Source organism: Mycolicibacterium sp. XJ879, from assembly GCF_053483935.1.
Map to the genome: position 1 here is coordinate 19,868 of NZ_JBEFTH010000017.1, position 22,184 is coordinate 42,051.

General features: G+C 66.4%; 20 protein-coding genes. 9 read left to right on the forward strand and 11 right to left on the reverse strand.

The window, feature by feature from the left end; translation table 11 throughout:
• Nucleotides 1-83 precede the first annotated feature (83 nt).
• Nucleotides 84-1,016, forward strand: a complete 933-nt coding sequence (locus tag ABQF13_RS23770) for an FAD-dependent oxidoreductase (protein ID WP_448395258.1) — start codon at nucleotides 84-86, stop codon at nucleotides 1,014-1,016.
• Here the strand turns inward: ABQF13_RS23770 and ABQF13_RS23775 are convergent.
• Genes ABQF13_RS23775 through ABQF13_RS23785 form a run of 3 tightly spaced genes read right to left on the reverse strand, consistent with a single transcriptional unit; the run spans nucleotide 963 to nucleotide 5,682 of the window.
• Nucleotides 963-2,762, reverse strand: a complete 1,800-nt coding sequence (locus ABQF13_RS23775) for a putative bifunctional diguanylate cyclase/phosphodiesterase (RefSeq protein ID WP_448395311.1) — start codon at nucleotides 2,760-2,762, stop codon at nucleotides 963-965. The two genes, ABQF13_RS23770 and ABQF13_RS23775, sit on opposite strands and share 54 nt — an antisense overlap.
• 47 nt (nucleotides 2,763-2,809) lie before the next feature.
• Nucleotides 2,810-4,936, reverse strand: coding sequence for an Rv1355c family protein (locus ABQF13_RS23780; protein ID WP_448395259.1), 2,127 nt, complete (start codon nucleotides 4,934-4,936; stop codon nucleotides 2,810-2,812).
• A complete protein-coding gene (locus ABQF13_RS23785) occupies nucleotides 4,933-5,682 on the reverse strand; it encodes a hypothetical protein (protein ID WP_448395260.1) in 750 nt (249 codons plus the stop codon). The genes ABQF13_RS23780 and ABQF13_RS23785 overlap by 4 nt, the downstream gene beginning before the upstream one ends.
• A 544-nt stretch (nucleotides 5,683-6,226) precedes the next feature.
• Here ABQF13_RS23785 and purU point away from each other — a divergent pair.
• Nucleotides 6,227-7,123, forward strand: coding sequence for a formyltetrahydrofolate deformylase (purU, locus tag ABQF13_RS23790; RefSeq protein ID WP_448395261.1), 897 nt, complete (start codon nucleotides 6,227-6,229; stop codon nucleotides 7,121-7,123).
• A gap of 18 nt (nucleotides 7,124-7,141) precedes the next feature.
• Nucleotides 7,142-7,594, forward strand: coding sequence for a MaoC family dehydratase (locus ABQF13_RS23795; protein ID WP_448395262.1), 453 nt, complete (start codon nucleotides 7,142-7,144; stop codon nucleotides 7,592-7,594).
• A gap of 8 nt (nucleotides 7,595-7,602) precedes the next feature.
• On the opposite strand, the gene ABQF13_RS23800 is transcribed toward ABQF13_RS23795, so the two are convergent.
• Nucleotides 7,603-8,424, reverse strand: coding sequence for a mycofactocin-coupled SDR family oxidoreductase (locus ABQF13_RS23800; RefSeq protein WP_448395263.1), 822 nt, complete (start codon nucleotides 8,422-8,424; stop codon nucleotides 7,603-7,605).
• Nucleotides 8,421-9,599 (reverse strand): acyl-CoA dehydrogenase family protein, encoded by a 1,179-nt coding sequence (locus ABQF13_RS23805; protein ID WP_448395264.1) that lies wholly within the window; start codon nucleotides 9,597-9,599, stop codon nucleotides 8,421-8,423. The genes ABQF13_RS23800 and ABQF13_RS23805 overlap by 4 nt, the downstream gene beginning before the upstream one ends.
• Nucleotides 9,600-9,804: 205 nt before the next feature.
• Between ABQF13_RS23805 and fabG the strand changes: the two genes are divergently transcribed.
• The 4 genes from fabG to ABQF13_RS23825 all read left to right on the forward strand — a co-directional run bounded on the left by fabG (nucleotide 9,805) and on the right by ABQF13_RS23825 (nucleotide 13,696).
• Nucleotides 9,805-10,545 (forward strand): 3-oxoacyl-ACP reductase FabG, encoded by a 741-nt coding sequence (gene fabG, locus ABQF13_RS23810; RefSeq protein WP_448395265.1) that lies wholly within the window; start codon nucleotides 9,805-9,807, stop codon nucleotides 10,543-10,545.
• Nucleotides 10,546-10,621: 76 nt separating this feature from the next.
• Nucleotides 10,622-11,836 carry an acetyl-CoA C-acetyltransferase gene (locus ABQF13_RS23815; protein WP_448395266.1) on the forward strand — a complete coding sequence of 405 codons (1,215 nt, stop codon included), beginning with the start codon at nucleotides 10,622-10,624 and terminating at the stop codon, nucleotides 11,834-11,836.
• Complete coding sequence (locus ABQF13_RS23820) at nucleotides 11,833-13,026, forward strand: acyl-CoA dehydrogenase family protein (protein ID WP_448395267.1); 1,194 nt, start codon at nucleotides 11,833-11,835, stop codon at nucleotides 13,024-13,026. The genes ABQF13_RS23815 and ABQF13_RS23820 overlap by 4 nt, the downstream gene beginning before the upstream one ends.
• A gap of 1 nt (nucleotide 13,027) precedes the next feature.
• Nucleotides 13,028-13,696, forward strand: a complete 669-nt coding sequence (locus tag ABQF13_RS23825; RefSeq protein WP_448395268.1) for a GntR family transcriptional regulator — start codon at nucleotides 13,028-13,030, stop codon at nucleotides 13,694-13,696.
• An 83-nt stretch (nucleotides 13,697-13,779) separates the two neighbouring features.
• On the opposite strand, the gene ABQF13_RS23830 is transcribed toward ABQF13_RS23825, so the two are convergent.
• From ABQF13_RS23830 to ABQF13_RS23855, 6 genes are read right to left on the reverse strand one after another with little or no spacing between them, the layout of a single operon-like run.
• Nucleotides 13,780-15,267: a class I adenylate-forming enzyme family protein gene (locus ABQF13_RS23830; RefSeq protein WP_448395269.1), complete on the reverse strand. Its 1,488-nt coding sequence runs from the start codon at nucleotides 15,265-15,267 to the stop codon at nucleotides 13,780-13,782.
• Entirely contained in the window at nucleotides 15,260-16,777 is a 1,518-nt protein-coding gene (locus ABQF13_RS23835) for a class I adenylate-forming enzyme family protein (RefSeq protein ID WP_448395270.1), read from the reverse strand. The genes ABQF13_RS23830 and ABQF13_RS23835 overlap by 8 nt, the downstream gene beginning before the upstream one ends.
• The gene (locus ABQF13_RS23840; protein WP_448395271.1) at nucleotides 16,770-18,236 is read right to left on the reverse strand and encodes a class I adenylate-forming enzyme family protein; all 1,467 of its coding nucleotides are present in this window, start codon (nucleotides 18,234-18,236) and stop codon (nucleotides 16,770-16,772) included. Before ABQF13_RS23840 ends, ABQF13_RS23835 begins: the two co-directional genes overlap by 8 nt.
• A complete protein-coding gene (locus ABQF13_RS23845) occupies nucleotides 18,233-19,027 on the reverse strand; it encodes an enoyl-CoA hydratase/isomerase family protein (RefSeq protein WP_448395272.1) in 795 nt (264 codons plus the stop codon). The genes ABQF13_RS23840 and ABQF13_RS23845 overlap by 4 nt, the downstream gene beginning before the upstream one ends.
• Nucleotides 19,018-19,827, reverse strand: a complete 810-nt coding sequence (locus tag ABQF13_RS23850) for an enoyl-CoA hydratase/isomerase family protein (protein WP_448395273.1) — start codon at nucleotides 19,825-19,827, stop codon at nucleotides 19,018-19,020. Before ABQF13_RS23850 ends, ABQF13_RS23845 begins: the two co-directional genes overlap by 10 nt.
• Nucleotides 19,828-19,845: 18 nt before the next feature.
• The gene (locus ABQF13_RS23855) at nucleotides 19,846-20,649 is read right to left on the reverse strand and encodes an enoyl-CoA hydratase/isomerase family protein (protein WP_448395274.1); all 804 of its coding nucleotides are present in this window, start codon (nucleotides 20,647-20,649) and stop codon (nucleotides 19,846-19,848) included.
• Nucleotides 20,650-20,746: 97 nt separating this feature from the next.
• Here ABQF13_RS23855 and ABQF13_RS23860 point away from each other — a divergent pair, with 97 nt between their 5' ends.
• A complete protein-coding gene (locus tag ABQF13_RS23860; protein WP_448395275.1) occupies nucleotides 20,747-21,403 on the forward strand; it encodes a hotdog family protein in 657 nt (218 codons plus the stop codon).
• Nucleotides 21,400-22,179, forward strand: a complete 780-nt coding sequence (locus ABQF13_RS23865) for a FadR/GntR family transcriptional regulator (RefSeq protein ID WP_448395276.1) — start codon at nucleotides 21,400-21,402, stop codon at nucleotides 22,177-22,179. The genes ABQF13_RS23860 and ABQF13_RS23865 overlap by 4 nt, the downstream gene beginning before the upstream one ends.
• Nucleotides 22,180-22,184 lie beyond the last annotated feature (5 nt).

A 22,184-nucleotide genomic window follows, 5' to 3' on the forward strand; every position in this document is an offset into this window, starting at 1 on the left:
TTGTTTTGATCGCCGACCGGTCGGGGCCGTTGCTGGCGTACCGCGCGAACCCAGCACAGATAGCAATATTGGGGTAATTAACGGTGAATTGGGATGAAGAAGTCGACCTGGTGTGCACCGGCTCAGGAACCGCTGGGCTGGCAAGCGCCATCGCGGTGTCCGACGTGGGCGGGGACGTTTTCGTTGCCGGGTCCGCTGTGGGCGTCGAGACCCGCGACAGTGCGATAGTGTCGGCGGCCCACGGGATATCGCCCTGGCTGGGCCTCGGCATCGCCGACGCCGAAACGAACGACTACTTCACGGCGCTGTCGTCGGATCTCACCCCCCTGCCGCGGGCTGCCCACGACCTCGGCGTGCCGATCCGGGTGGTTTCTGAGCCTGCGCCGGCACCGTCCGGCCGGACCGTCGCGCCGTTCGTCGGCGCCCGACTCGGGGACTGGGCGGCACGCTGTTTGGCCTCGCCGTACGGATACCTGCACTCGAGGGTGTCGGATTGGCACTCGAGCACAGTGCAGAGCAGCGACGGCGACATGATCGCGGTCGCGGAGATCGGGACGATGACACCCGCTGCTGGCGATGTCGGGGCATCGGTGCATGACTGGCTGCTGGCGCAGGCACACGACCGGCGCATCGCGGTGCATGCCGACAGCGTCCTGCAGCGCATCGTGTTCGAGGAAGGTGCCGTGGTGGGTGCGGTGTTCCTCACACCCGCGGGTCCGTTCGCCGTTCGTGCTCGTCACGGGGTCACAATCGCCGCAGACGACGTCCGCCCGGGCTCGGGCGGTTCGGGCCCGCTACCGGTCGGCGACGCCGCGCTGAGGGTGTGCCTGGTGAGCAAGCACGCGAGCCGGTTCGGCCGCGTCGAGTTGCTGACCTCCGAACCTTTCGGTCAGCCGGTCCCACCTACCTGCCAACCGGCCAACCGCCGGTTGCGCCGCAACCTGCACGCCACCCATGACCGTTCACCCCAGTGGCGTTGCGGAAAAGTGCACGGGCATCCGTCCGTCGGCCAGTAACGACGCCATCTCGTCGCTGGGCAACGGGCGCGACAGCAAGAACCCCTGGGCGCGGTGACATCCGTGCTGCAGCAACGTCAATGCCGCGGTTTCGGTTTCGACACCCTCGGCGACCAGCTCCAGTCCAAACGCGTCGGCGAGCGCGATGATGGCGCGCACGATGGCCAGGTCGCCCGGGTCGACTCCCAATTCGCGCACGAAGCTCTTGTCGATCTTGAGCGTGTCGACGGGCAGAGATTTGAGGTGCGTCAACACGCTGTAGCCAGTACCGAAATCATCGATGGCGAGGCGCACACCGACCTGTTTCAATGCGGCCAGGGTGATGCGGGTGGTCTCGATGTCCTGCACCACAACGCTTTCGGTGATCTCCAGGCACACCGATGCGCCGTCGAGGCGGAACTCGTCGAGGATCTCGGCGACCGTTTGGGCGAAGCCGTCGGTGACCAACTGCACCGGCGATACGTTGATCCGCAGTAGCACGTCGTGCGCGATGCCGCTGGCGCGCCACCTCGCGAACTCGGCGCAGGCGGCGTGCATGACCCAGCGTCCGAGTTCCCCGGCGAGGTTGATTGATTCCGCGACGCCGATGAACGTGTCGGGTGCGAGCAGTCCGCGGGTCGGATGCTGCCAACGGACCAGCGCTTCGGTGGCGAGTATCTCGCCGGTGTGCATGTCCACCTCGGGTAGGTAGTGCAGGACAAGCGCGCCGTCTTCGATCTGGCTTTGCAGGTGTATTTCGATGTCGTTGCGAAATTCGGTGTCAAGCGACATCTCGTCGGTGAATAACGCCACCTGGTTGCCGCCCGCACTCTTGGCGTTGAGCACCGCCTGGTCGGCGCGTCCGAGCAGATCCGATGTGGTGTCGCGGCCGGGAACACCGACAGCCACGCCGATACTGACGGTGCGGGTGAGCATCTCACCGTCGACGGGCACGTGTTCGTGCAACGTCGATTTCAGCTGGTGGGCCAACGTTCCCGCCCTGGCCGCATCCATCGGTTCGGAGGGCACCACGACGAACTCGTCACCGCCGAGTCGCGCGATGAGGTTCGGGCCGTCGGCGCAGTCCTTGAGCCGTTCTGCCAGCGTTCTGATGAACCAATCGCCTGCCGTGTGGCCGAGATAATCGTTGATCGCCTTCAACCGGTCCAGGTCGAAGAACAACACCGCGACGGGACCGGGCTGCCCGGGCTGCAGGCGAGCCTCCAGGTGCGTCAACAGCGCACGGCGGTTGTACAGCCCCGTCAGGTCGTCGTGCTCGGCCAGGTAGCGCAGTTGATCTTCGGCGTCGATACGTGCCTGGACCTGGGCGAACAGCGAGGCGATCGCCTTCAGCGCGTTGAGCTCTGCCGGTGTCCAGTCGCGGTCGCCGAACTTGACGAAGCCGAGCACCCCGCTGGTGATGTTTCCTGAAAGCAGCGGAACGCACGCCATCGAGGTGGTCGGCACCTGCCTGCCTTCGTTGATCGTGTGCTGGTACTCGTCGGTGGAGGGTTCAGGCCGAAAAACAATCGGTTCCTTCTGGTGTTCGGCGAGCGCGAAGACCGGATCGGCATCGTCGAAGTACACCACCGCCAACGGGTCCGGATCCGGTATGCCCGGCCGTACCGGCCACTCGGCGACCAGCACCGAAGCCCGGATCTGGTGATCGTTGCGGCGCAGGAAACTGACGTCGACGCCGAAGTAGTCGACAAGGTCGGCCAGTACCCGCTGGCTGACCTCGACCTGGGTGGCGGCGTTCACCGCCATCAACTCGGTAGCGACTGACGTGACGAGGACTTCCAAACTCCGGGGCACTAAACCTCCGTACCAGGGGCCATCACACTGCGCCGGCGGCTCTGCACCGCCGGTCGCGGTGCGTGGGCGAGCCGGAGTACCAATGCCTGTGACTCTGCGGGATCGGTGCCGGCGACCATACGAAAATCATATTGCAGGTCAGTAAGCTCCTCGGCGTACGCAGGTGACAGCCCCCGCCGGTCCTGCGCGTCGACGGCGTAGAGGAACGCCGGTGAAACAGGTTGGACGCCAAGGCCGTGCTGCTGTGCGGTGACCCACACCGACTCCACGGCCGATCCGGCGCGCGCATAGTCGACCAGGTCAGCGCCCTCGAAGGAGATCACCCCGAGGGCACCGCATCCGATGACCCGGTCGTAGGTGTCGTCGCCGAGCGCAGCGCCACCGTCCCACGCGGCCAGGTGAGCCATCACCTCCGGTCGGCGCAGGATATCGAGCATGACCAGCTCGCTCTCCGGCAACCCGAGGGTGCGGACGTCGATGCCGGTATCCGGTGAGGGGTCGCCGGGCCAGCGCAGCTCGGCGATCATCTCGGCGTGCAACCGCGGTGTCAGGTACCGGATGCGGTCGGCGGCGGCGAGGATGCGTGCGGCGGCAGCGAGCTGTTCTGCCGTGTTGAGGATCGCGAGCCGGGCCCCCTCACGCCGCGCGGCCGCGGCCAGAAGATCCAGGGTGTCGGGGGAGACCGGCGTCGGCCCGGCCTGACAACGGTTTGTCTCGCGCTGCAGCATGGCCTCGTAGAGCGGGGCAAGCGTCGGATCGCCGCCCGGTGCGAGGTCCAGCGTCGCAACCAGGGGATAGCGCTCATCATCAGGCTCGAACGCGACCGCGGCGACCATCCCGTGCGCTGCCGCAGCGACACGGGCGTTGAACGCGGCCGCCCCCACCGCGACGGCGCTTGCCCGACGGCCGACGTCCATCGTGGTCGCATACTCCGGCGCCAAGGCGATCTTCACCGTGTGGCCGCGGGCCCAGATGCGCCAGGGCTGTGCGTTTCCCCCGGACGGTGCGCGGTTGGCCGCCTCCAGCACGGCTTGGACCGCATCATCGGCCGTCGCCGGCGTTTCGATGTGATCGTCGACCCGGCGATCGGTCGGCGGGATCGGGGGTTCTTCGATGCGGTCGAGGGCCGCGGCGACGTCGACTCGCACCCTGCCGGAAGCAAGCGGCTCACCCAGCCCGATGCGCCGGACCGCCTCGGCGACCGCGGCGGTGTTGAGCGCTACCTCCGACGCGATCTGCGGCCATGTCGACAGCGTTTGGCCCACCTCGATCAGCGATGCCGCCATGCGCGGGGACACCTGGGTCGCGTCGACCAGCCGCAGCGAGTACGGAACCTTCTCCCGGGCGTCCAGGTGCCTGAGTTGGGCGGCGTCCATGTCGCCGACCAGCCCATGCAGTGTCGGGCGGGTGGGTTCCAGGTCAAACCTCTCGACGTCGAGCAGACACCGGTCGGAGGTGGCCATCAACACCGGCAGTTTTCTAGCCCGTGCGGCTTCGCGGACGAGCACCTTGGCGTCCAGCGAGTCACACTCCTCGAGCACGATGTCAACGTTGTCCATGAACTCGTCAACGGAATCCGTTGTGATGCCGGAGGTCTGCACCACCACCCGCAGATAGGGGTCGAGTTCGGCGATCCTTCTGGCGCACACCACCGCCTTGTTCAGCCCCAAATCGAACACTGTGGCGGGCACGCGGTTGAGGTTGGACAGTTCGAGGTCGTCGAAGTCGGTAAGCCGAAGCTCCCCGCAGAAGCCCTGCGCAGCAAGGGTATACGCGATGGCATGGCCGACGCTGAGGCCGACGACACCGATACGCAGCCGGCTGAGCCGGTCGAGTTCGGCTGCGGTGACCAGGTTTCTGTTCCGGTCCAGCCGCAACCGTCGAAAGCCGTGCGGACCCAGCACGCTGACTACCTTTGCGCGCCAAGGATAGTACGCCCACCGGATCGGTTCGCGGGTCACGTCGGCGCCCGGCGGTGGCCGCAGACTGTCCAGGGCCCTCAGCTGAGCGGGTGCCGCGTCGACGAAATCGACCCGTGGGTCGGCCCGCAATTGCGAGAGGAGCGGCTCGTCAGCGTTGAGGATTACTGCGTTGCATTGTTCTGCACCATCGGTGCTTGCGGTCATTGCGCCATTCTGGCAGCCACCGGGTCGACTGCCTCATGAAGCCACGGCGCCATCTGTTGTTGCTCGGCGATGAACAGCGAAAGCTGCTGAGGGTCAGCATGGTTAGCAAATGTGCGCCGGTCCCACCACGCAAGCCTGGTCTGGTAACGGCGATCGGGGTAGGGCGTCGGCGGGATCTTGGTCGCCAACTGGCCGCCGGAGGACAACCAACGTTTGAGCACATACGAGGCCGCCGTGGCCACGATGAACTGGATGTCGAGCAAGTTCATGGCGTGCAGGGGAGTGCGCGAGATTGCGCTGGTCAGCTGGCGGCTGCGGTCGGGGTCATCGGTAACCCATGCGGTCTTCATCTCGACGACACCGAACGGCAGGCGGTCGGCGACCATTTTGCGCACGGCGGCGTAACCGGGTTGGCCGCTCCATTCCTGCAGGGCATGGCATTCCTCGGCCGACTGGTAGGGGCCTTTTGCGCGCAGGCCACCGACCACGCGGCCGGCGTCGTTCACGCAGGCCGCGAACAGAATCGTGTCGCGCCCAGACTGAAGAGCATCCATGTCCAGAGCGACCTCGACCCCGTGGTTGGTATAGCTTTTGCAGGCTCCCTGGACGAAGTCTTCCCACAGTTCGCGCTCGACGCGCGGGTCGGCGAACACGACCGTGCACTCGGTCTGCGGGTCGTAGCAGCTGGGGCTGTCCTGCAGGCTCGTGACAATGGGGTCGATGGTGTCGGCGGGCGAGATCGTCATGGTCGTCCATTTCGTTTGACGGCCAACCAACCAGTGGTTGGCGCTGATTTGTCGGATAGTTATGTCCGCATGCAATGTTGAGTATCTCGCTGCAAGTCGCCCGAATACCAGCTAGCGGAGAAATATTGTCCCGTGTTCGGGGAATACCCAGGAGTAGCTTCGTCGACGCCCCGGCCGATGAGCACCAGGCGGCTATCTTTGCAATCATTGTTTTGGCAGGTAGCTGGGGAGGTCGAGCGGTGGTGGCGAACTCACTGAGGGGGTAGAGGGCCGTTGGCATTCATATCGCCGATATTTTGCTCACCGCACCGGTAGCGAGCCGATTCTTGACGTTTTGAAGGCGGAAAGTCGAGTGAAAGCAGGGAATTGGCGCCGACGGTGGAGGCATCCTTTCCCCGATGATCGTTCTTGACCCGGTCCGACCTGTGTCCCGGTCGTCCACGTACACCGCTGGGGGTCGACGTCGACGAACCGAAGGGAACCGGCACGACTGGTAGCCCAGCTTTTTCTGCGCTCACCGTGGGCAGATGACACGCTATGGCAGATGGAGGAGAAGTATCCGGAGCCGGGCTCTGGCATTCTTCCGGTCAAGGACGTCGGCAGGTTGCTATTGCGCTGTGCCGACAGGCCGGGACTGGTCGCGGCGGTGAGCGCATTCCTCACCGATGCCGGCGCCAATATCCTCTCGCTCGACCAGCACGCGACCGAACAGTCCGGCGGCATATTCATGCAACGCACGATCTTTCATCTTCCCGGTCTCACGGCCGCGCGCGATGCCCTCGAGCGGGACTTCGCCAACCAGGTGGCCGCCAGGTTCGATATGGATTTCCGGCTCACCGAGGCGGCGAAGCCCAAACGGGTGGCAATCATGGCGTCCAAGGAGGATCACTGCTTACTTGATCTGCTCTGGCGCAACCGTCGCGGTGAACTCGACATGGCGGTGGTCATGGTGATCTCAAATCATCCCGACCTCGCCGATCAAGTCAGGCCTTTCTCGGTGCCCTTTCTGCATGTGCCGGCAACGAAAGATACTCGCGACGAGGCCGAACAACGCCAACTCGAACTGTTGCGAGGCAACGTCGACCTCGTTGTGCTCGCCCGCTATATGCAGATCCTCACACCGCGATTCATTGATGCGGTGGGTTGTCCGCTCATCAATATCCACCATTCATTCCTGCCCGCATTCATTGGCGCCGCACCCTATCGGCGCGCGAAAGAACGGGGGGTCAAGCTGGTCGGCGCGACGGCGCACTATGTGACCGAGGATCTCGATAACGGGCCGATCATCGAGCAGGATGTGGTGCGCGTGGGGCATCGTCACAGCGTGGCCGACCTCGTGCGCCTCGGCGCCGATGTGGAACGTCTTGTTTTGTCCCGCGCGGTGCTATGGCACTGTGAGGACCGCATCATCCGGTACGGCAACCAGACGGTGATCTTCTAGTGGGACGAAGGAGAAGCAGTGAGAACGTTCAAGGACCTCGATGAGCTCGTCGCGGCCGAAGGCGCCCAACTGGGTCCGACGGATTGGCTGGAAATCAGCCAGAAGCGGGTCAACCTGTTCGCTGACGCCACCGACGATCACCAATGGATCCACGTCGACCCCGAGCGCGCCGCAGACGGCCCGTTCGGCGGCACGATCGCGCACGGGCTGCTGACCCTGTCGCTGCTGCCGCGCTTCATGCACCAGCTCTACACCGTCGGCAACATCACGATGGCGATCAACTACGGCTACAACAAGGTTCGCTTCATCACACCGGTCAAGGTAGGTGCGAAGGTGCGCGCCCGCGCAGAGCTGTCCAAGGTCGACCAACTCGACGGCGCCGTGCAGTCGACCATGACGACGACCGTGGAGATCGAGGGCGCGGAGAAGCCGGCGGCTGTGGCCGAGGCGATCGTTCGCTATATCCGCTGACGCGCAGCTCAGTACTGCGTTGACCCCTGGTCGACCGGGATGGCCGCCGCCGTCAGATATTTCGAGTCGTCGGTGGCCAGCCAGCACACCACGTCGGCGACGTCCTCGGGTTCGAGGATCCAGGTCGGCAGGAACGGCGTCATCATGTTCTGCAGCGACGGGTTGGTCTCCATCGTCCGTCCGATCGCCGCGATCATGTCGCCGGAGCCCATCGCGGTGTTGACCGGGCCGGGGTGCACGCTGTTGACGCGGATCGAGTGCTTGCCGAGTTCGGCCGCGAACGCGCGGGCCATCCCGGTGACGGCGTGCTTGCTGGCGGTGTAGTGGATCATGAACGGCTGCAGCTTGATTCCCGCAGCCGAACTGATCAGGATGATCGAGCCGCCACGGTCGCCGTCGATGATGTTCTGCGCGCCGGCCATCACGGTGTTCCAGGTGCCGATGACGTTGACGTCCATGACGTCGCGAAAGTCGTCGACGGTGATCTCGTTCCACACCTGGGGCGGAGAGATGCCGGCGTTCGCGACGATGATGTCGAGGCGGCCCAAGGCGGCAGCACCGTCGGCAACCGCGCGGTTCAAGCCCTCGGTGTCGCGGATGTCGACCTGCGAGGCCAGGATCCGTCGCCCGGTTGCCTCGACGAGGCGGGTTGTTTCGGCGAGGTCTTCGGGTGTCGCATGGTCGTAGGGCACGCAGGACGGCAGTTTCCCGGCGATGTCGACCGCGATGATGTCGGCGCCCTCGTTGGCCATCCGGACGGCGTGGGCGCGGCCCTGTCCGCGGGCCGCACCGGTGATGAACGCCACCTTGCCGGTGAGTCGTCCGTTCATGCGCGCTCCTTCTGTGCCGCCTTGACGAGGTTGGATCCGATGATGAGCCGCTGGATTTCACTGGTGCCCTCGTAGAGTCGCAGCAACCGAACGTCGCGGTAGATGCGCTCCACGGCGACTTCGCGCATGTAGCCGCTGCCGCCGTGGATCTGCACGGCGAGATCGGCAACCTGGCCTGCCATCTCGGTGCAGAACAGTTTCGCCGCCGACGGGGCGACGCGGCGGTCTTCGTCGTCGACCCACTTGCGCGCCGCGTCGCGGACCAACGCGCGTCCGGCCATCACCCCGGTCTGCTGGTCGGCGATCATGGCCTGCACCAGTTGGAAGTTGCCGATCGGCGTGCCGCCCTGGGTGGCGTTGGCGGCGTAGGCGACCGATTCGTCGAGGGCGCGCTGCGCGGCGCCGACCGCGAGGGCGGCGATGTGCACGCGGCCACGCGCCAACGAGATCATCGCCGCGCGGTACCCGATGTCCTCGCTGCCGCCCACCAGCGCCTCGGCGGGTACGCGCACGTCGTCGAAGCTCACGTCGGCCGTCCACGCGCCTTCCTGGCCCATCTTGGCGTCCTTCGCGCCGACCTGGACGCCTTGGCTGGCGGCGGGCACCAGGAACACCGCGATGCCGGGGCCGTCGTCGTCGGCGGGGCGGGTGCGGGCGAAGACGACGAACAGGTTGGCCGTGGGTGCGTTGGTGATGAACCGCTTCTGGCCGGTGATGATCCAGTCCGTGTCGGTTCCGGGGCCTTGCGGAACGGCTTTGGTGCGCAGCCCCGACGGGTTGGACCCGGCGCCCGGCTCGGTGAGGGCGAACGACGCGACGACGTCGCCGCTGGCGATCGGCTCCAGCCAGCGGGCCTTCTGCTCGTCGGTGCCGAAGCCGACCAGCACCTGCCCGGCGATGCCGTTGTTGGTGCCGAACATCGACCGCAGGGCCAGCGACGTATAGCCCAGTTCCATCGCCAGTTCGACATCCTGGGCGAGGTTCAGGCCCAGCCCGCCCCACTGCTGGGGGATGGCGTAGCCGAACAGCCCCATCCTCTTGGCCTGCGCGCGCAGGTCGTCGGGCACCCGATCCTCGCTGAGGATCTCCTGTTCGCGCGGCACAACTGCGGTACGGACGAAATGACGTGTCTGAGCGAGGATCTCGCGGAAATCGTCGTCGCTGACATCGGTCATCGGCAGGTGCTTCCCTTCGATTCGCGAGCGGGCGGGCCTCCACCGCGAGCAGACGCAAAAGCGTACGAATCCGGCGCGAAACGCGCCACTTTGCGTCTGCTCGGCGGGCGCCGCAGGCCCATGGCTCGGCCGATCATATATGAAATATGATGTGTGATTGATTCGGCCCTGCTGCGGGCTCTGACCAACGAGGAGGGTGAGCTAGGTGTCGTTGTTGACCGGACAGACGGCGGTCGTCACAGGCGGTGCGCAGGGCCTCGGCTTGGCGATCGCGGAACGGTTCGTCGCCGAGGGCGCACGGGTGGTGCTCGGCGACCTGGATCTCGCCGCCACCGAAGCGGCGGCCAAGAAGCTGGGCGGCGACGACGTCGCACTGGCGGTGCGCAGCGATGTGACCCAGCTCGCCGACGTCGAAGCGCTGGTGTACACCGCGGTACAGCGGTTCGGTGGGCTGGACATCATGGTCAACAACGCCGGAATCACCCGCGACGCGACGCTGCGCAAGATGACCGAGGAGCAGTTCGACCAGGTCATCTCCGTGCACCTGAAAGGCACCTGGAACGGGTTGAAGGCGGCGGCCCCGATCATGCGCGAGAACAAGCGCGGCGCGATTGTCAACATGTCGTCGATCTCCGGCAAGGTCGGCATGGTCGGGCAGACCAACTACTCGGCGGCCAAGGCCGGCATCGTCGGGATGACCAAGGCCGCCGCCAAGGAACTCGCTCATCTCGGCGTGCGGGTCAATGCGATTCAGCCGGGGCTGATCCGCTCGGCGATGACAGAGGCGATGCCGCAGAAGGCGTGGGATTCGAAGCTGGCGGAGGTGCCGATGGGCCGTGCCGGCGAGCCGGAAGAGGTGGCCAAGGTCGCCCTGTTTCTGGCCAGTGACCTGTCGTCCTACATGACCGGGACCGTTCTCGAGATCACCGGCGGGCGGCACCTATGAGCCGGAATGGCGGGATCTACTCACACTTTCCCGCCCGTTTGGTCCCTTTGGGCGCCGAGGCAAGGAGAGGTGAGCTATGCGTGAGGCGGTGATCTGTGAACCGGTACGCACCCCGATCGGCCGCTACGGCGGGATGTTCATGTCGCTGACCGCCGTCGACCTCGGCGTCATCGCGCTCAAGGGGCTGCTCGATCGCACCGAAATCAGCCCTGGTGCAATAGAAGACGTCATCCTCGGACACTGCTATCCCAATAGCGAGGCACCTGCGATCGGTCGGGTGGTGGCGCTGGACGCCGGGCTTCCGGTCACCGTGCCCGGCATGCAGGTCGACAGGCGCTGCGGTTCGGGCCTGCAGGCCGTCATCCAAGCCTGCCTGCAGGTTGCCAACGGCGACAACGACGTCGTGGTCGCCGGCGGTGCCGAAAGCATGAGCCACGTCGCGTTCTACTCGACCGACATGCGTTGGGGCGCAGCCCGGTCCGGCGTCCGGGTGCACGACGGGCTGGCTCGCGGCCGCACCACCGCGGGCGGACAGCACTACCCGGTGCCCGGCGGCATGCTCGAGACCGCCGAGAACCTGCGGCGCGAATACGACATCTCCCGGCAGGAGCAGGACGAGCTGGCGGTGGCGTCGCATCAGCGGGCGGTGGCCGCGCAGCAGAGCGGCATCCTGGCCGAGGAGATCGTGCCGGTCACCGTGCGCACCCGATCGGGTGACGAGGTCATCGACACCGACGAGCATCCCCGCGCCGACACCTCCCTGGAGTCGTTGAGCAAGCTCAAACCTGTTCTCGTCAAGAACGATCCGGATGCCACGGTGACGGCAGGCAACTCCAGCGGGCAGAACGACGCCGCCTCGATGTGCATCGTCACCACCCCGGAGAACGCCGATGAGCTCGGGCTGAACCCGCTGGTGCGGTTGGTGTCGTGGGGGGCCGCCGGCGTGGCGCCGAACGTCATGGGCATCGGTCCGGTGCCCGCCACCGACGTCGCACTGCGCAGGGCCGGGCTGACGCTTTCCGACATCGACCTCATCGAGCTCAACGAGGCGTTCGCCGCCCAGGCCCTGGCCGTGATGCGGGAGTGGAAGTTCACCGCCGCCGACCACGGCCGCACCAACGTGCACGGTTCCGGGATCTCGCTGGGCCATCCGGTCGGTGCGACCGGAGGACGGATGCTGGCCACCCTGGCGCGCGAAATGAACCGGCGCGACGCTCGTTACGGCCTGGAAACCATGTGCATCGGTGGCGGGCAAGGACTGGCCGCCGTGTTCGAAAGGATGGCCGCATGAACAAGCTCGCCCAGACGCTCGGGCTGACCGGGGTGCAGACCGAAATCCTGGCCACCGTGCGCCAGTTCGTCGAAAAAGAGGTCATCCCGAACGCGCCCGAGTTGGAGGGCACCGACACCTACCCGCAGGCCATCGTCGACCAGTTGAAGGAGATGGGTCTGTTCGGGTTGATGATCCCGGAGGAGTACGGCGGTCTGGGGGAGTCGCTGCTGACCTATGCGCTGTGCGTCGAAGAGCTCGCACGCGGCTGGATGAGCGTCTCCGGCGTGCTCAACACGCATTTCATCGTCGCCTACATGCTGCGCCAGCACGGCACCGACGCGCAGAAGCAGCGCTTTCTGCCCCGGATGGCCACCGGCGAGACGCGGGGCGCGTTCTCGATGTCAGAGCCCGAACTGGGTTCTGACGTCGCGGCGATCCGCACCAGGGCCACCCGAACGGCCGACGGCAACTACACCATCGACGGCCAGAAGATGTGGCTGACCAACGGTGCGAGTTCGACGCTGGTCGCGGTGCTGGTGCGCACCGACGAGGGCGCCGACAAACCGCACCGCAACCTCACGGCGTTCCTGGTCGAAAAGCCGGTCGGGTTCGGGGAAGTCGTTCCCGGCCTGACTATTCCCGGCAAGATCGACAAGCTGGGATACAAAGGCATCGACACCACCGAGATGATTTTCGACGGTTACCTGGCACACGCCGACGACATCCTCGGCGGGGCGCCCGGGCAGGGGTTCGTGCAGATGATGGACGGCATCGAGGTGGGCCGGGTCAACGTCTCGGCGCGCGCGTGCGGGGTGGGGATCCGCGCGTTCGAGCTCGCGGTGCGATACGCCCAGCAGCGCCAGACGTTCGGTAAGCCGATCGCCGAGCACCAGGCGGTGGCCTTCCAATTGGCCGAGATGGCAACCAAAGTGGAGGCCGCCCATCTTATGATGGTCAACGCCGCACGGCTCAAGGACTCCGGTGAACGCAACGACGTGGCGGCGGGCATGGCCAAGTACCTGGCCAGTGAGTTCTGTTCGGAGGTGACCGAACAGAGCTTCCGCATCCACGGGGGTTACGGCTACTCCAAGGAATACGAGATCGAGCGGCTGATGCGCGACGCCCCGTTCCTGCTCATCGGTGAGGGCACCAGCGAGATCCAGAAGAACATCATCAGCAAGCGGCTGCTCGCGGACTATCGGATCTGACATGTCCGCCCCGGATTTCGCCTCGCGCCCGCAGCTGGCCGAGGACGTCGCGCGGTTCGTGCGTAGCCGGATCTTCGACGGCAGCTATGCGGCGGGTGAGTACGTGCGGCTGGACCAACTCGCGGCGGAGCTGGGGATCAGCGTCACCCCGGTGCGTGAAGCGCTGCTGGAGCTGAAGGGCGAAGGCCTGCTCGCACAACAGCCTCGGCGCGGCTTCGTGGTACTGCCGGTGACGGGCCGTGACCTGACCGACGTGTCGAACGTGCAGGCCTATATCGGGGGTGAGTTGGCGGCGCGGGCGGCGGCCAACATCAGCGTCGAGCAGCTGCGCGACGTGGAGAAGATCCAGACCGAACTCGAGGCGGCCTATGCCGGTGACGACGACGAGACGGTGGTGCGCCTCAACCACGAGTTTCACCGGGCGATCAACGTGGCCGCCGATTCACCGAAGCTGGCCCAGTTGATGTCGCAGATCACCCGTTACGCGCCGGAGTCGGTGTTCCCCACGATCGCGGGCTGGCCGGAGCAGTCAAACCAACACCATCGACGGGTGCTGGCGGCCTTGGAGCAGCGCGACGAGAAGCTGGCCCGCGCCGCGATGTCGGAACACCTGGCGGCGGGCGCCGAGCCGCTGATCGACCACCTGACCGAACGCGGCGTGATCACGTAGCGACGCTTCTTCACCGCCGAAAGGGACGTTTTGGCGGAAATATGCGGGTGACATCCGCCAAAGCGTCGATCTCGGCGCGGCGGCTATTGCGCGGCGAGCAACGCGCGCACGTGGGCGACGTCGACCTTGCCGGTGGCCTTGCGTGGAATGTCGTCGTCGGAGTCGACCAGCAACCATACGGACGGAACCTTGAAGGCGCTCAACCGGTCTCGCGCGGCAGTACGTAGCCGATCGACCGTGACGTTGCCGACGACGATCGCGCCGACGGCCCCAGAGACTTCAGTGACGCACGCATTGTCGACACCGTCGATGGTGCGTAGCGCTTGTTCGACCTCGCTGGGGTAGACCGTCGCACCGCTGACCTTGAACATGTCATCGCAGCGGCCGTGGAAGAACAAGAAGCCGTCGTCGTCGAGATGGGCGAGGTCACCGGTGGGGTAGTAGCCGTCGGCGGTGAACACATCTTCGCGGCTGCGTCGGACGATCCCGCGCATCACGTGCGGTCCGCGGATCTGGATCATCCCGATCGTGCCCGCGGGAACGGGCTCACCGGTGTCAGGGTCGACGATCCGTACCTGCATGCCCTCGAACGGTTTTCCGCAACTGCCCCATGCGGAGCGCGGCATGTCGGTGTCGGCGCGATAGCCGCAATACGGGCCGAACGACTCAGTCATCCCGAGCAGCTTCGCTCGAGCGCCCGGCTCGGCGCGGTGTTCGGCCGGCAACAGCGCTTCGAGGCTGCCGGGGCGCAACGTCGACAGATCGGCGCCCACCCAACCCGACTGCCGTGCCAGCGCCTCGGCCTGCTCCGGCCACCCCCGAAATAGGGTGACGCGTTCGCGCTCCAACAGCCGCAAGGTGGTTTCCGGGCGCGGGATCGGCTCGGTGACCAGCGTCGCACCCGCCGCCAACGCGGTCAGGATGCCGCTGCCGAAACCGCCGACCCAGAAGAACGGCATCGGCAGATACAACCGGGTGTCGGCGTCGACACAGCGCGCAACCAGACCCGAACGCACCGCCCGCAGCGCGTTGCCGTGCGAGTGGATGACGCCTTTGGGCGGCCCGCTGCTGCCCGAGGTGAACATGATCGCCAGCGGGTCGCTGGGTGTGACGGCCGCGGTCACCGCATCGATTTTGCCGACGTTTCCGCCCGACGGCAGCTCAGAAACCGTCCACACCCCCTGCAGCGCAGGCAGATCCGCCCGCACAGCCGACAGATCATCGAGATAGCGGTGCCCCCGGAACTCCTCGACCGTGACGAGGTGTTGCACCGAGGCGACGTGCAGTTGCGCACCGAGCTCCGGCGCGGCCAGCAGCGTGCTCAACGGCACCAGCACCGCACCGATCCGGGTGAGCGCCATCGCGACCCGCACCCATTCGACGCTGTTGGGCATGATCAGCCCGACGCGGGTGCCCTTCCCGACGCCGGCTTCGAAGAATGCTGCGGCCAGTTCCCGAGTGGCGGTGTCGAGTTCGGCGTAGCTCATCTTCCGGTCGGGGTCGATCACCATCGGTTTGGCCGGTTGCGCGTCGGCGTGCCATCGGATCAGCGCGTCGATTGTGTCAGGCATCGAATACCTCTGTCAGGCGGGCGATGTCGACCTTACCGCTGGACGTCACCGGGATCTGCGAAGCCGGCAGGGCGGCGAACCGCCGCGGGATCTTGTACGCGGACAGTTGCGATTTCAACGCCTCGCGCAGCGCGGGCTCATCGGATACCGCGGCGGAGTCGTCGAGCGCGATGACGGCGGCCACCAGTTGTCCGCGCTCGGGATCGGGGATGCCGACGACGTGCGCTACTGTTCCGCCGGTGACCCTCGCGATCGCCCGTTCGACTTCGGCCGGTGCCACGTTCGCCCCCGCGGTCTTGATCATCGCGCCGTGGCGACCGATGAAGTACGCGAACCCGTCACGGTCCACGCGGACGAGATCGCCGGTGTGGAACCAGCCGTCGTCGTCGAAGCACTCTTCGCGGCTGCGCTTGTAGTACCGCTGCATCAGATACGGGCCGCGAATGCACAGTTCACCGATGTCGCCGGCGGCGACGGTGTTGCCGGTGTCGGGATCGACGATCTTGGTGTCGAAGCCGGGCAGCGGTTTTCCGAAGGACCCACGCCGGTGCTCCGGTTGGTCGGACTCGTCGGCGCTGATGGTGATGACACTGCCGGACTCGGTCATGCCGAGCATGGAGTGGCGCAACTCGGGATCGGCCGGGCGCACCTCCGGGGCCATGATCGGATACAGGTTACCGCGCCGCAGCGACGACAGATCCCGGTGCGGCAGGCTCGGATGACGGCTCAAGGGAGCGATGCCGGCCACGAAACCGTTGGTAATCGTCGGCTTTTCGGCTTCGATCAGATCAAGTGTCTCGGCGGCATCGGTGGCGTTGGAACAGATCAGCGTCGCCCCGGCCAGCATCGTGGCCAGGACCGCGAACGCAAACCCGCCGATCCAGAAGAACGGCGAAATGCAGAACAGCTTGTCCCCCTCGGTCAGCCCGCGGAACTCGTTGAGCACCTTCTGGTGCTCCAGCAGGGACGCGTGGGTGTGCATCACACCCTTCGGCACGCTGGTGGAGCCCGAGGTGTACACGATCGCCAGGAGATCTGAGGACTCGACGTCGTCCTCCAACGCCGTCAGCAGCGCCTCGCCGACAGCGTCGGGCGGCGCAAGGTCGAAAAGAACATGACGCAACAGCGGCAGGGCATCGACGAGGCCGTCGAGTCGCTGACGGTAGTCGTGGTTTCGGTATGACTCTGCGCTGAGCAGGATCTCGACATCGGCATGGGCCAGTTGTCCCCGCAACTCCGGAGCGGTCGCAAAGGTCGAGAACGGAATCACGACCGCACCGATACGTGCCGCCGCCAGCATCGCCACCATGAAAGCCGAACCGTTCGGGTACAGCACGCCGACGTGGGTGCCCTTCCCTGCCCCCAACGCGATCAGGCCGCGAGCCAACTCGGCGGACCGCGTATCGGCCTCGGCGTACGTGAGCCGGTCGTCATCGCAGATCAGCAACGGGTGGGTGCCGCGGCGCGCGGCCTGACCGCGCAGCACCGTGTCGACCGTGGTCTCAGGCATGCTCGACCGAGTCGGTGAAGAACTGCCGAACCGTGTTCAGGTCGGCTTTGCCGGACGGCGTGCGCGGGATCTGGTCGACGACTGCGATATCGGCGGGTACCTCGTAGCCCGCCAGCCTGGTCCGCAGGTGATCCATCAGCGCAGCGGTCTCGACGTGTTCACGCAGTTCGACCACGGCGACTGGCGTTTCGCCGAGCCGCGGGTCGGGGCGACCGACGACCGCGGCGGCGTGCACTGCGGGGTGGCTTTCCAGCGCGGCGCGCACCTCGTCGGGCATCACCTTGAAGCCGCCGCGGATGATCGCCTGATCGGCACGCCCGAGGATCCATAGGAAGCCGTCGCCGTCGATGCGCGCCATGTCGGTGGTGCGCATCCAGTCCGCGGACGGGCCGAGTTGGCCCGGTTTGACCTCCAGCAGCCCGGGCTCGTTGGGCCCCAACGGCACGCCTGCGTCGTCGACCACCCGCAACTGTGCTCCCAGCGTGGCCCTGCCGACGCTGCCCCGCTTCGCCGTCCAGTACTGCTGGTAGTCCGCCAGTGACCAGCCGGCCACCCCGCCGCCGAATTCGGTTGCGGCATAGGAAGTCAGCACGGGGATGCCGAACTTGGCGGTGAACGCGTCGGCATCCTCGGCCGACAGCGGCGCGGTGCCCGAGGTCACCGCACGGATGCTGGCCAGATCGTCGCGGCTCAGATCCGAGTGCAAGACGGTGCGCAACGCGGCGGGCACCAGCGACACCGCCCGCGGGCGATGCCGGCGCACCGCATCGGCCCACCGATCCAATTCGAATCGGTCCAACAGCGCGAACGAGCGGGCCTCGCAGACGCACTGAAGGACCCGGTACACACCGCCGATGTGCACCAGCGGTGCGTTGACGATCGCCACCCCGCGTCGCAGCTCGGTCGGTGCCGCTGCGGTCTCGTAGTCGGTGCCGATCACGCTGCACGCCAACATGTCATGGGTGAGGTCGATGCGTTTGGGTGGTCCGGTGGTGCCGCTGGTCAACATCCGCACCGCGACACCGGCACGCCCGGTGTCCTGGGATTTCGCAGGTGCAGAAGACATCTGTAGTGCATCAGCCAGCCCTGTGATGCCCACCGTGGTGGTGTAATCCGTCGGCTCCACCAGCGCCTCGAGGTCGGCGGGGGAGCCGACGATCAGCGGCAACCGCAGATCGTCGATGTCGGCCCTGACCCGGTCATCTCCCCTCGACGGGTTGATGACGACGACGGTGCCGCCGCCCAGCAGCACGCCGAGCAGGGCCGCGACGTGAGCCGGGGTATTGCGCAGCAGGATGCCGACCTGGCGGTGCCGCACGCCGAGCGCGGAGATGCGCTGTGCCAGTTCGCCGACCTGCTTCCAGGTGGACCACTGACCGTCGTACTCGATGGCGGAGGCATCCGGTTGCAGCCCGAGCACGGCCGAGATGCGCCGGCGCAGCGGATGATCGGTGCTCATCGGATCCTCGGTGCGGTCGTGTCGCGACCGCGGGCGGCGAGTTCGGCCGTTCCGAGCGGGTTGCCCAGCCTGGTGTAGATGAGGTTCTGCTCGAGTGCCGCGCGGTACGGTTTGTCCAGCGACTCCCAGATGGCCTTCACGGTGCCCTGGGTGGCCGACGGCGGCTTGGCCGCGATACCCGCGGCGATCTCATGGGCGCGTGCCCACAGTGCTTCGGCCGCAACAACTTCCGACACCAGCCCGATGCGCAACGCGGTGTCGGCGCTGACCCGTTCGTCGTTGCCGGTCAACGCCATCCGCAGGGTCTCACCCAGGCCGACCCGGCGCATCAGCCCGATCGGTTCCAGCGCGCACACCAGCCCCGCGCTGACGTGGGAGTCGAAGAACGTCGCGTCCTGCGAGCAGATCACCACGTCGGATTCGTTGACGAAGTAGAACGCGCCCGCCGTGCACATGCCCTGCACCGCGCACACCACGGGCTTCCACATCTTCTGCCACTTCGGGCTGAGCTTCTCGCCGGGATCCTCGTGGTGCCACACGTTGTCGGGCTGGCCGTAGGACGACTTGATGTCCAGGCCCGCGCTGAACGCCCGGTCACCGGCGGCGCGCAGCACCACCGCGTTGACCGCCTCGTCGAGTTTGACGAGCTGCCAGGCTTCGGCCATCTCGTCGCACATCGTGCGGTTGAATGCGTTGAGTGACGCCGGCCGGTTCAGCGTGATGGTCGCGACGTGGACGGCGGGGTCCACCTCGAGCAGGATCGTCTCGAAATCGCGGGGGGTCACCGGCATTTCCACTCCGGGGCGCGCTTCTCCATGAACGCCTTGGGCCCTTCCTGCGCGTCCTCGGTGCGCACCACCCGCTCGCGAAACGTCTCGGCGAGGATCTCGCCGTCGTGCAGCGGCAGATCCAGGGTTTTGTGGATGGCCAGCCGGGTGCCTCTAACGGCAAGCGGCGCATTGGAGTTGACTATGTCGGCGATCTCGTGGGCGCGTACGAGCAGCCGGTCGTGTTCGACGACTTCGCTGATCATCCCCAGTTCGTAGGCGCGTTGCGCGCTCATCCGTTCGTGCTTGCCCATCAGCGCCATCCGCAGCGCGATGTTGCGGGGCAGTACGCGCGCCAACCGGACCATCTCGCGGGCTGCCACCAGGCCGATGCTGACATGGGGGTCGAAGAACGTGGCCTTGTCGGAAGCGATTGCGATGTCGCCGGTGGTGATCCAGTCCAAACCCGCACCGCAGCACAGCCCGTTGATGGCGGTCAGCACCGGTTTGGCCATCCGGCGAAACGGCGGTGTGCCTTCCTGCGGTGCTTCCCACTGGTCGTAGGTCGACAGGTACGGGCGTTCGTAGATCACCCGCCCGTCCTCGGGGATCTCGCCGACGTCGGCGCCCGTGCAGAAGGCGCGCCCGGTTCCCGTCACGATGACGATCCAGATGTTGTCGTCGTTCTCGGCCTCGTCGTATGCGTTGCGCAGCTCGGTGATCATATGCGGGCTCAGTGCGTTGAGCGCGTTGGGCCGGTTCAACGTGACCGTCGCTTTGTGCCCGTCGACCTCGTACGTTATGTCGCTGAAAGTTGACGACATGCTCGACTCCCTATCCGTTCAGCGCCCCTGGAAATCCGGCGGGCGCTTGTCGCGGAACGCCGCCAGGCTTTCTTTGAAATCCGTTGTCCGACAGGATAACTCTACGTTATAGAGCTCCTGATTCATGGTCTGGGTCAGGGTGGCGTGCTGCCCGTAGGCGATCGCCTGTTTGGCAAGGCCGATCGCCACGGTGGGCCCGGAGGCCAACCGAGACAGCAGATCCTCGCTGACCGCATCCACCTCGGAATCGGCGACCGCACGGTGGATCAGCCCCCACTCGGCGGCCCGGCCGGCGTCGACCTTCTCCCCGAGAAGCAGCATCTGCTTGGCGCGGGTCAACCCGACCAACCGTGGCAGCAGCCAGCTGGAGCCGGAGTCCGGGCTGAATCCTCTGCCGATGAACGGCTCCCAGAAGAGCGCATCATCGCTGGCGACCGTAAAGTCGGCGGCCAGCGCGAGGTTGCAGCCGAGCCCGACCGCCCAGCCGCGCACGCTGCACACCACCGGAAGCGCGATGGTGTGGATCAGCTCGACGACCCGGTTGCCGGTGAGGGGGATGCGGCGCACCAGATCGCCGGTGCGTGGCCGTTGACCGGCGGAGTTGGTGGCGACCCAGTCCATCCCGCTGCAGAAGTCCGATCCCGCGCCGGCGATGTGGATCGCGCGCAGCGAGTCGTCGGTGGCGGCGTCGGTGAGGGCCGTGACGAACGTGTCGATCATCGGACGGCTCAACGAGTTACGGCGCGACGGCCGGTCCAGGGTGATACGCAGGATCGCGTCGTCGCGCGCCGTGCTCACCACGCCGTCGGCCGCGTCACCCACAGTTGAATCCGCCCATCCTGAACCTCTACGGTTAGACATACAGTATTGCTATCTTGTACAAGTTAGCAAGGAAAGGCCGGTCGGCGGAAGGGGACCGATGGCACCGGACAGGCCCCGATACGGCGAGCAGCCGCTGCCGCAGACCGTCGCTGCCGCCGGCGCCATTCGGCGGATGAGCGGACTGTTGCTGTCGCTGGAACACGATCACCCGACCGTCGATGCCATGCTCACCCAGATCGCCGAGTGGGAAACCGAGTTGGGCGCCGCGGTGCCGCCCGACCCTACGCCGCGGATGGGTCCCGACGGCGACGAGAACCAGCGGGTCTACCTCGACCACGCCTTCGACATCGGCGCATACAACCCGTGCTTTCCCGAGTACACCTTCGACCACCTCGACGACGAGAACGCCTCTGGCCGAGTCACTTTCCCCGTCGTGTTCGAGGGCCCGCCGGGCTTGGTGCACGGCGGCTACCTGGCTGTCTTCTTCGACTGCATCACGCAGCATCAGAGCTGTGCCGCGCGGCGCACCGGCAAGACGCGGTCGCTGGCGGTGACGTTCCGCAGGCCCACGCCGATCCTGTCCGAGTTGCGCTTCGACGTAACCCGCACCGAATCCGAGGGCCGCGTCACCTCGACGGCACGGCTGCTGAGCGGGGACGAGGTGCTCTGTATCGGGGAGTTCAGCACGGTGGCCATCGCACCGGACCGGCTGTCGGTGGTGGAGTTCGGCAAACGGCGAGCAACGCGGCCATGACCAGCGTGCAGCGCATCCGTTCGCCCCGCGTCGCCGAGATCGTGGCCGAGCGGTTGCGCGACGACATCCTGTCGGGCCGGATCAAGGAAGGCGACGTGCTGCCGTCGCAGGACAGCCTGCTGGCCGAGTTCGGGGTCAGCCCACCCGCCCTGCGTGAGGCGATCCACCTACTCGAAACCGACGGGCTGATCTCGGTGCGCCGCGGAAACGTCGGCGGCGCAGTCGTTCATCTGCCGTCGGCCGAACGCACCGCGCACATGATCAGCATGGTGCTGCAAACGCGTTCGGCCACACCGGCCGACGTCAGCGGCGCGTTGCAGCAGCTGGAACCCATCTGCGCGGGGATGTGCGCGGCCCGTGCAGACCGCGACACCGAAGTCGTGCCGTACCTCGAAGGGGCGATCCGCACGCAGACAGAAGAATTCGACAACCCGTCACGGTATGTGCCCAACGCCAGACGGTTTCACGAGGAGATCGTGTCGCGTTGCGGTAACGAGCCGATGATCCTCGTCATCGGCTCACTCGAGCTGATCTGGTCGGCTCACGAGTCGTCGGTATGGAGCGATGAGGCCAGTCCCGCCGATCCGATGAACCGCAAGACCATGCGCGCTGCCCTGCGCGACCACCAGCGGCTGCTGGAGGCCATCGCCGACGGCAACGAAGCGCGTGCGGTGCGGCTGGCGCAGAGCCACCTTGCTGCCGCGAGGCGCAACACCTTGGCCGCAGGCACTGACAAGACCATCGACGCCAAAATGATCTCGAACGCCGAACAGTAAGGGAA